This window comes from Brevundimonas sp. (assembly GCF_036659295.1).
Classification (GTDB): domain Bacteria; phylum Pseudomonadota; class Alphaproteobacteria; order Caulobacterales; family Caulobacteraceae; genus Brevundimonas.
Genome location: NZ_JAVXCU010000019.1, coordinates 1 through 8,784 on the forward strand (window position 1 = coordinate 1; position 8,784 = coordinate 8,784).

The 8,784-nt window shown below is 55.5% G+C and carries 8 protein-coding genes and 1 tRNA gene; all 9 read right to left on the reverse strand.

The genetic code is table 11. From position 1 onward, the window contains the following. Positions 1–365 precede the first annotated feature (365 nt). Positions 366–1,316 carry a hypothetical protein gene (locus tag RSB01_RS05440; protein WP_332625154.1) on the reverse strand — a complete coding sequence of 317 codons (951 nt, stop codon included), beginning with the start codon at positions 1,314–1,316 and terminating at the stop codon, positions 366–368. 261 nt (positions 1,317–1,577) lie between these two features. Next, positions 1,578–1,676 (reverse strand) — tRNA-Ser (locus RSB01_RS05445). 398 nt (positions 1,677–2,074) lie between these two features. Further along, positions 2,075–2,992: an HpcH/HpaI aldolase/citrate lyase family protein gene (locus RSB01_RS05450; protein WP_332625155.1), complete on the reverse strand. Its 918-nt coding sequence runs from the start codon at positions 2,990–2,992 to the stop codon at positions 2,075–2,077. Positions 2,993–3,019: 27 nt separating this feature from the next. After that, complete coding sequence (locus RSB01_RS05455; protein WP_332625157.1) at positions 3,020–4,114, reverse strand: cysteine protease StiP domain-containing protein; 1,095 nt, start codon at positions 4,112–4,114, stop codon at positions 3,020–3,022. Then, on the reverse strand, positions 4,111–4,887 hold the full coding sequence (locus tag RSB01_RS05460) for a sucrose-6-phosphate hydrolase (protein ID WP_332625158.1): 777 nt from the start codon (positions 4,885–4,887) through the stop codon (positions 4,111–4,113). Before RSB01_RS05460 ends, RSB01_RS05455 begins: the two co-directional genes overlap by 4 nt. Beyond that, positions 4,887–6,020: a phosphoribosyltransferase domain-containing protein gene (locus RSB01_RS05465; protein ID WP_332625159.1), complete on the reverse strand. Its 1,134-nt coding sequence runs from the start codon at positions 6,018–6,020 to the stop codon at positions 4,887–4,889. The genes RSB01_RS05460 and RSB01_RS05465 overlap by 1 nt, the downstream gene beginning before the upstream one ends. Before the next feature lie 21 nt (positions 6,021–6,041). Further along, positions 6,042–7,199 carry a DUF4236 domain-containing protein gene (locus RSB01_RS05470; protein WP_332620463.1) on the reverse strand — a complete coding sequence of 386 codons (1,158 nt, stop codon included), beginning with the start codon at positions 7,197–7,199 and terminating at the stop codon, positions 6,042–6,044. A gap of 8 nt (positions 7,200–7,207) precedes the next feature. Next, positions 7,208–8,404: a trypsin-like peptidase domain-containing protein gene (locus RSB01_RS05475; RefSeq protein WP_332620461.1), complete on the reverse strand. Its 1,197-nt coding sequence runs from the start codon at positions 8,402–8,404 to the stop codon at positions 7,208–7,210. Then, the coding region (locus RSB01_RS05480; RefSeq protein WP_332625160.1) for an ATP-grasp domain-containing protein at positions 8,397–8,784 on the reverse strand (388 nt) is incomplete at its 5' end. The genes RSB01_RS05475 and RSB01_RS05480, both read right to left, overlap by 8 nt.

Genomic DNA, 8,784 nt, shown 5'->3' on the forward strand with positions numbered 1-8,784 from the left:
GGGAAAGGGGGTGCGTCCGCTTCTGAGGCGGTTAGGCTAATTTTGCTGATAGGTTTGATGATGTTAGCTATATAAATCTATCGCTGATATTTAAGATTCGCTAACGTGTTCAGGTTGTGGTTACATACTGGCGTTGGGTAAGTTTCAAGGCCCAACGTGTGAAGCCCGACGGGTGTCACGAGCGCCCCCCGAACGACCCCGTGACTTTCCTGTCGGGCTCTTTTTTACGCTTCGTTTGCTGACGGAACGCTCGGTGAGATGGCCGTAGTTTCGTCTGAAAGTGTCTCACTCATGTGCTTGGAAGTGCGCATCATATAAGATGTCGAGGTTTGCGCAGTGATCCGCCGCAGTCATCCTTGCAACTGCTAGATTCCGCTATAATCCCAGTCTTGCGGGCGTATGTCCTTAGTCTGATAAAACTGACGGACAAGGTTCAGGTAATCTGTAAAATCTGTGCTGGATGCTGCCAAACGGTTGGCGCTATTCCAATCGATCGCGGTCCTCTCTTTAGCCGGGATAAGGATTTCACTTTCGCTTGGATTTTCGGGGTCGAGTCGGATCAACCCCACGCCATGTGTTCCAGAGAGAACTCGCAATTCGCTGAGTGTCTCGCTGCCTTGAACTTCAGCTGCGACGAGGTAAGGAAAATTCGCCCAAGATGAGTTGCTGACGGTTTGGAAAAAGCACTCTCGCACGTTGGAACGATTCAGAAGGAGCTTAACCTCAAAGGAATAAAGCTTGGTGCGTGTCTCGGAACTGGCCGAGACGCATTCGATCACTGCACGTTCCCAATTCGAGGTTAGGTCCTCGATGCCCACGAGGTCGGGGTAGAGCCACTTATTCCCATCAGGGCCATATTGCTTGCGAGATCGTTTCTCATCAATTCGCTTGGAGTAGATATTCAACTCATTGAATAGGAACTCAGAGAGTATGGGGTAGAGATCAGCCTCAAGAAGCTTGGTTGGCTGGTTGTCATAGCCTGCTAGCGGTGAGACTTTCTCGACAGCCTCGATCTCCGCGGTATCTGATTGTGTGGAATAGTAATACTTCCGAGGACGCTCTTCGGTTGTCTTGATATCTAGGCGGTTTTCAAGTCTCTTTCGTTGAGCGCCGATTTCAGCCACGATTTGCTGCAGCAATGCGTCATCATTATCGAGCGGGGTCTTTGATGCTTTACTGCGTAAGCGCTTATCTTCGCATGCATCTGGATATTGCTGCATGATGAGCATGGCTATTTCACGAGCAATGAACCGTTGTCCGGGGCGTTCTTTTAGGACTGTCGGGACGAACTTAGTGATGGAAAATTTTTCAACCAAAGCAAGTCCCATCCATGATGTGCGGAATAATCAAAAGAGCATATGAGGCGCGGCCCAATTCGATCAAGCGTCTTGGCATGCCTCGCTGGCTGAATAATCTAAGGTGAAACTTAGGAGTGTGTTTAAGCCGCAGAAGGGCAGGTCAGCTTGTAACCTTTCAAGTCGGCGGTAACGTTAAAAGCACACCCACAAGCAACCCACGACGAACCCTTGCCAAAGGCACGCTAGCCTTAGGCGAAGTTCATATGCTGTCTGGAAGGGTGGTGCCGCTTACGTGACTCGAACACGTGACCCCCGCATTACGAATGCGAGAAGGGGCAGGTTAGGGACCTGGCGGTTGGAAGTATCGGTTCAAGTGGCCTGTCAGTGTACATTGCGAAAAGTGCACTGAGCCGTTCGAACGCGCGTTGCAAAACCGTCTTCCGAAAATAAAGCAGTTTAGTGCGTTGTAAGCCGCATTTAGAGGCTAAAATAGTGTATTTAGCAGATAGAGCGCTCGGTGAGTATTCAGGTATGCTGAAGTTCGCAATTGAGCATTCAGTTTGTGCTTAAAAAGGACAATCGGAAGTTTTGATTTTGGTGGTACGAGAGTTTAACATTTTGGAGCGGGTCGCCGTTAGCTATTGCATTGTTTAGCTGCTGGTTCGAATTTTTGATGGCCTAAATGGGCGCGGGCTTTGATCAAGAACGAAGAGGGGTTCTCTGTTGCGCTGCCTTTTCGGTTTCTCGCTCCCATTGGCCTTACGTGGATCTAATTTTCACACCGAAGAGATTATTTTCGTAGAAACGCTCAGCGTTCCAAAGATTTCCGATCTTGTTATGATGTTTTTCGCCCAATCCGTGTGAGTGGCGGGCTCCATCATGGCTCCATTGATCGAAAAAACAGCGGGAGCCTTGATATCGAGTATTGCTCTTGCGGAGATAAGTTCTTCAGCACTTACTTTGTATAGGTCATGTATCAGGTCTACTTGGTTTGGATGTATGGCGGATTTTGTAAAGAGACCATGATCTATATCGAGCTCAACCTCTTCTTGAAGAAGGTCAAGGTCTGAGAAATTATCACAGACTGGAGCGCTCAGGAGAAACCCGTAGGGTGCGAAGGTTGTCACAAGGTTCGCTATGATGCTGCTCATCGGCCCGTCGTATATTGTACGGTGTTTTGAACGTCGCCCGCCGATCGTACGCAAAAGGTCGTTTCCACCGATCCGGACGAGCGCTACACGGTCCCTGATTAGCAACAACTTCGATCGCAACGCCCTCATGGCTTCGAAATCAAAAGCTTCGCGCGTTTCAATCGTTGGCATGATGCAATGCTGATCTGATTGAATTGCATCCAAATATTCGTCCAAGTTTTCTGCCGTGATCTTAGGCAGCACGAACCCTGTGATCTGGTCAGCCCCGTTCATACTTGCGATGACCTTCAGCATGGCCGCATGCCTGGGACGCACAAGAATGATTGGTCGCGCCTGAGCAGCTCCCTTCATGGCGGCGAGTTGCGCCGCAAGCAGGCGTAAATTCTCCAAGGCGGTCGGAACAGATATCTCGGAGACGGCATCCTCTAAGCAAAAGATCACGGATCGGAGACGGGGGTATTTCTCTCCATTGGCGATCTGGAGCAGGTCGGTTCGATCTGCGGGCACGTATAGAGTCGCGCCGAGGCTAACAGGTTGGATCAAGGCAGATTTCCTAATGGTCAAGACGAGTCAATCGCTTCCCGCATGGCTGATGATGGCCACGGCGCGATAGGCACTCGGACAGGGCAGAGAATTGATAGGGACGCGTCTTGTCGATGCTAGATGCACGAGGTGCCGCACATCGGGATGGCTCACATCGTCGATCAGCAGGCGTTCTGGAACCCGCCTCAGAACAGCCCGGGTCGCCTCCGCGATCCCCGGCTTGATGCGATTGATGTCGCGGATGTCGAATACATTCGCCAAAGTCGCCAGCAAAGCACCGCAATCGAGCCGCAGGCTAGTGGCAAGGACGGGAGACCAGAGTCCGTCCATTTGCGGGGGGGCTGTCGACAACTGAAGAGCGATCGTATCGACAAATGCTCTACTCACGTCAGAAGCTCGAAGATCGTCCAGAATGACGCAACCATGAAAATCATCCTTCTTGATTTGGTCGTTCAAGATGGATCGGCTTATCAGCCCGGAAACGATGCCGTTCAGTATGCCCGACGGGATTAAGTAATCTTCGCCGGTCGCGGCTAGGTCGGCTTGACCAGCAGGATCGGCTACCACGACAAGGAAGGGATCGACCCCTACGGCTTGGGCACCTTGCGACCCACGCAGTTCAGTCGCTATCGCGCCCTTGCCGGTCCAGCCATCGACGAAAACAACGTCCGATGGGTCGTGCCTTTCCAGAATGTGGCGCATGGCGTTCAGATCTAGACCACGGTCGCGAATAATGCTGATGGAATAGTGATCGACCGGGATCCCACGCTGCCGTAGAGCCAATGTCAGGAGGACGCCAATCGGCGTTCCCGCACGGGCCAGCGATGTTAGGGCCATGCCGCGAGGGCCGATTGGTCGCTCTGATAATGCGTCTGCCAAGTTATTGATATGCTGTGCAAATCGCAATCCATTATCGCGCAGAGCATCGGCATAGATGGCCATGTACTCACGGTCGGGTGCGCTTTCCGAGGAGATCATCTCGGAATAGTGGCGGGAGCCGCTTTGGATCAGCCGCTCTTTTTCCCTAACGTTAACTGCGTCCAGGGTGATGACCTTCAATAGGAAGGACACATCGCCGGTTCGATAGCTGCCTGGTCCTGGCGTGCCTTTTGGAGCTGTCATAGATCGCTGGCCTGGAATAGCCGAGTGGCGAGTTGGGAGTGCGTCGGCGTCATGGCGAAATCGCAGAGGCGCATAAAACCGGCGTCGGTGAAGCTGTCGCCGATTCCGATCACAGGCAGGCTGGGGTGTTCCGCCTTTAGTTTTGGCAACAACCATTCGACGGCAAGAGCCTTGCCTAACCCAGGTGGCATGATGGCGACGTTATTGCCGTTCACGTGGGCGGACCAGCCCGGCGCGAGGCTGGCGATGGGTCTGGCGCAGACAGCATGCAGTTCAGGGTCGTTGCCGTCGGGCAATTCATGCTTGACGACGACATAGAGCGGCAAGCCCGCCTCGTCGACTATACGGGCCCGAACGCCCATCCCTAGCCGCATGCTCTCTGAGCGAACGTGCTTCAAAACCTCTTCCAGCGCCGATTCAACGACCCGCTCGCTCATGATGGCGCGCCAGTCCGCAGAGAGCCGTCGTTCGGGCGGCGGGGAATTGGGATGATGATCGACGATCCCGCCTCCGTGGGCGACGACGGCGAGATCGAAATCCATCCTGGTACGTGATAGCGCGTCGCCGCTGCGCGCTGTTACGACAACGAGGCGTGTAGATTCCTGTAGCCAGTCAATAAGCGCTACCTGGGACGGCGTTGCGAAGCTGATAGCCTCTCCGGCAGCGGTCCAGCCATAAGGGGTTAGGTCTGAAGCATGCACCGCATCTGGGCATTTGCGCGCCGTCTGGAACAGGGTGTCGTCGAGGTCGACTAGGACAATTGCCGCGACCATCAGTTTACTCCGAAAAACAAGCATTCCGCGTCAAGCGCGTCGACTAGCGCTGGGTCGATCGAACCGGACGGGGTCTCATGACAGATGATCACTCGCCTGCCTTCTTCTCGGTGGGCGTTGTAGAGATAATTGGGCACGCCGGTTCCGTAATTGTCTTCGAAGGTAAGGGCGCTTCCTATCGCGCCGCCCACGCGAACCGGGCTGCGACTCGTCGCCTGCATCATCACATCATGCCCAGCTAGTTCCAATGCATGAGCCAGGAGAAAGGGGGGCCATGTGAACTCTCCAGTGCCAATGATTAGAAAGCGGTCGGCTTGGTCCCGGATGAGATCAGCCGCCAGCTTGTCTATCCCTTGCGGACGAGCCTGAACCCCGAGCCGCCCGAAGTTGACGTGTGACGGCATCAGCCCCAGAGCCGTGACGGGCAATGTGGTCGGTGCTACAGACTGGGGTTCTCCATTGGGGCACCATGCGATTGCGCCCTCGAGCAGGCTGACGGCCTCTGCAGGCGACGGCATTGCGGCGGCATAGTCAGCGGCGTTCGACCAATCGGCCAAGGTTGCAGTGCAAATTCGTTCCAGGTTTGGAAGATGAGGTCCAATCGCCTGGGCAAGATTGATTAAAGTCACGCCCGTCGACACCTCGTCATCGATTAGGACCAATGAACGCGCATCCTGCATCATTCGGAGGTGAGCCTCGCATTCAGGCGCGTAAATTAGGTGCATCGCTGCGTGGCTGTGGGGTTCCGTGAACGTGGCCATCACCTTCGCGTCGATCCTCTGACGAGTGGTGTGGAGGAACAGAGTGTCCTTGCGTCCTGTAAAACGGCCAAAGGTGTCATGAACTGACTGTCCCAAACAGACGGCCGTCTCCGCCAGGCCAATGAAGACGACCGGGCCGGGAAGATCCGCAGCCTGCATCAGTATTCTCGACGTCAATGCCTCTACAGCCGCCTGCATTTGGAGTGGGCGTGCTGGCATATGGCGACCGAGTACTTTCGAGACGATCAGAAAACCCCGCTTCGCATTGTTGCGGGCAGCAAAATCGCAGAGATGGTCGAGCTGGAGGGCGGCATTGAACACCTCGATCTCGACCGTCCCGCCAGAGAGTATAATGGCGCGCTTGGTTGTCATTTCGGAAAAGCCTGAATGGCGTTAGTCATGGCCGACCATTCCGTGAAAGGTGTTTGATACGGGGACTGGCCGGAACCGTCCGCCTGCCGTCATGTTTCGTGAGAGGTCGAAGCGCGCTAGCGCCGCTTTAGGATCGATCGCAGGCAGATTGCCAAAATCGAGTTGGTCCCATTGGTCACGACGGATGTTGACGGCTAAAATCCACACGTCTTCTATTCGGCCTGTGGCATTCGATACCTCCTGCCGATAGGCACCGATACGCACTTCTTCGATCGACCCTTCAGCAGCGAACGCCTCTCCGGCCGCGCGGAAGATTAGGCTATGCACATGATCGGCATAAAGGCGGACGGTGGCGGAGGCGCTGAGCGGCTTGCAGATTATGTTTAGTTCGCGAATGGCGAGGTTGTACCAAGTGGCGGGCATGTCTTCCAACTCGGGAAGGTCGACGGCCAAAAGAAGGGTCTTACCCGCTTCATCAAGGTCCAAGCTGATATTGGTTTCCCGCGGCCAGGACATTGCGCTCAGCCGGTCCAATATCGGTTGAGCGATGGCTTCAAGGTCTGGGAGGAGACGCCTGAACTCGCGGTCGTGCGCCGCACGCGCGACTTGCCATGCGCTGAGCTGGGCAGCAAATGCATCCTGCTGACCGGGATCGCTTGGTCTTGTCGGTTTGGGCTGATCAAACGGTTGGGCTTCCGTAAGTGGGAAGGGCGTAGCGCTGGTAGGCGACGGAGTCATAAGATGCAGAGCAGCAAGGTCAGTCAGAGCGGCGTTTAGTGCCGTGACCCGCTCCTCAAGGACGGGCTTTAACTGATCGCTGTAGAAGGATTTGATAAGGGCGACGGTGCCTGCATCATGCGGTCGACCCTCTTCGTCTAGATATTCGATGTGCTCATCGACAAATCGATAACGGAATTGGGCCGGCACTAGCGGTGCCGTAGGCACCGTTTGTGCTGGCGGCGTTCGGGAGCGCTGTGATGGTAGGCGGGGAGCCGGGGTGTCCAAGCGGGTTCGATAGCTGAGACCACTTCCGGGCAGGCCGACATTGCCGTAAACGCCGTTCTTGCCGATGGTCACCGATGCCCCTCGCGGCCCCGCTGACAGCGACGCACCGCGTAGACCGAGATTTAACCGAACGCCTGGCATCAGTTTGATGCGTCTAGAAAAACGGAACCCCATGACTTCGTTCAGTGCCTCACATTGATGAGGTATAGGTAGGCGCGTGCATCGCGCGCGATGTCGCTGCGAGAACGCGAGGATCGGACGTCGCCGAATGTCGGCGATGCGCCAGCGGAGTGAAGGAAACTGCGAACGAGGCTAGACTTGACGCCGAAATTAACATTCTGAGCAATCGGGGCATGATGCAGGTCGTTGCGGAGCACGGCCTTGACTAGCCCTACGACCAATCCCGAATTATCGAGGATGGGCCCGCCGCTGCTGCCCGAACCGATTGGTGCGTTAAATTGCAGGATGCCACTGTTGTTGCCGATACCCATCAATGATGAAACATTGCCGACCGAGACCTGAGGCCCTGAACCGAGCAGTCCTTGTAGGGGGAAGCCGGCGGCAATGACATCCTCGCCCAGATCAACATCAGTGTCCGGCCGGAAGCGCGCGATCTCGGCAGAGTCGTGTCGAATCCGCAGTAAAGCAATGTCGTTGAGGGGATCGGCGACGACGAGTTCGCACACGCTCGTGCCAGACGCGCCGGAGGCTGTTATCGACACTGCGTCCTCTATAACGTGGTGATTGGTCAGCAGGAGGCGTGGGGATATCGCGAAGGCGGAGCCGCTGCTTCCTGCACCTGAGGGCGGTCCTTGATGGCCGCGATCACCGTACTCATTCGATGGCCCATCCACCCGCGCTCCAGAATATCCATCACTGATGGGAAGTTGTATTTTCAAGGCACGGCTGACCGCGGATATACCGAAGGCGAACCCCTGTCCGTTGGCGGACACGCGCCATGAGTTCTGGCGACGATAGATTTCGACCATGATAGTGGCTGTGTCGTCGCGGCCCGACATATTTATGCGGAAGGTTACAGCCTCGTCGATCTGTAGGCTGAGTGCGCCAGCTCTAGCCAGGGTGTCGCCATAGCCAGCGGCATCCGTTAGATAGAGTATAAAAATAAGCCGCTCGACCGTAGTAGGCAGTGCTAACAGATCCAGGGTGATCCGGCTCTTGTCGCGCCACGTAAGTCCCGGTCTGTCTGCGCGGTCGTCGGAGGCCAAAGGGCCGAAACCGTCTATCGTCTCGCCTTGGTCGTTCACGGGCACGATTACCAGGTTGGCGGGACGATCCAAATCTCGATCGCCGGCGGCGAGACGGATTTCATGAACGCCAGACGCGATATCCAGCCGTTCTCCGATCTTGAGATCACGCATCGGCACAGCTCCACAGGCTGCTCAAATCCACTGCTCCGGCTATCGGGCCAATCATTTGCGTCGTCCGTCGTTTGGGTTGGTCTGGCGGAAGCCTGTCCAAAGCGTTTAGCAATTGGAGGTGCGGTAGGTTTAAGCCGCTCAACTCGGCATACAGACATCCGCCGCTCATGCGCGGATTGACCTCCAGCACCAGAGGCGTGTCTTCCGTAGTAGACGACGATTTGAATTGAATATTGACCAGATTGGACAGATGAAACGTCTTTGCGACCTGATTTGCCAAGGAGAGGACGGCCCCATCGTGTTCCAGAATCTGAGTGTTTCCCTGCTTGCGGCGAGCGACACCGTCAACAAACGCGCCATCACGACACACGCAGTCGATG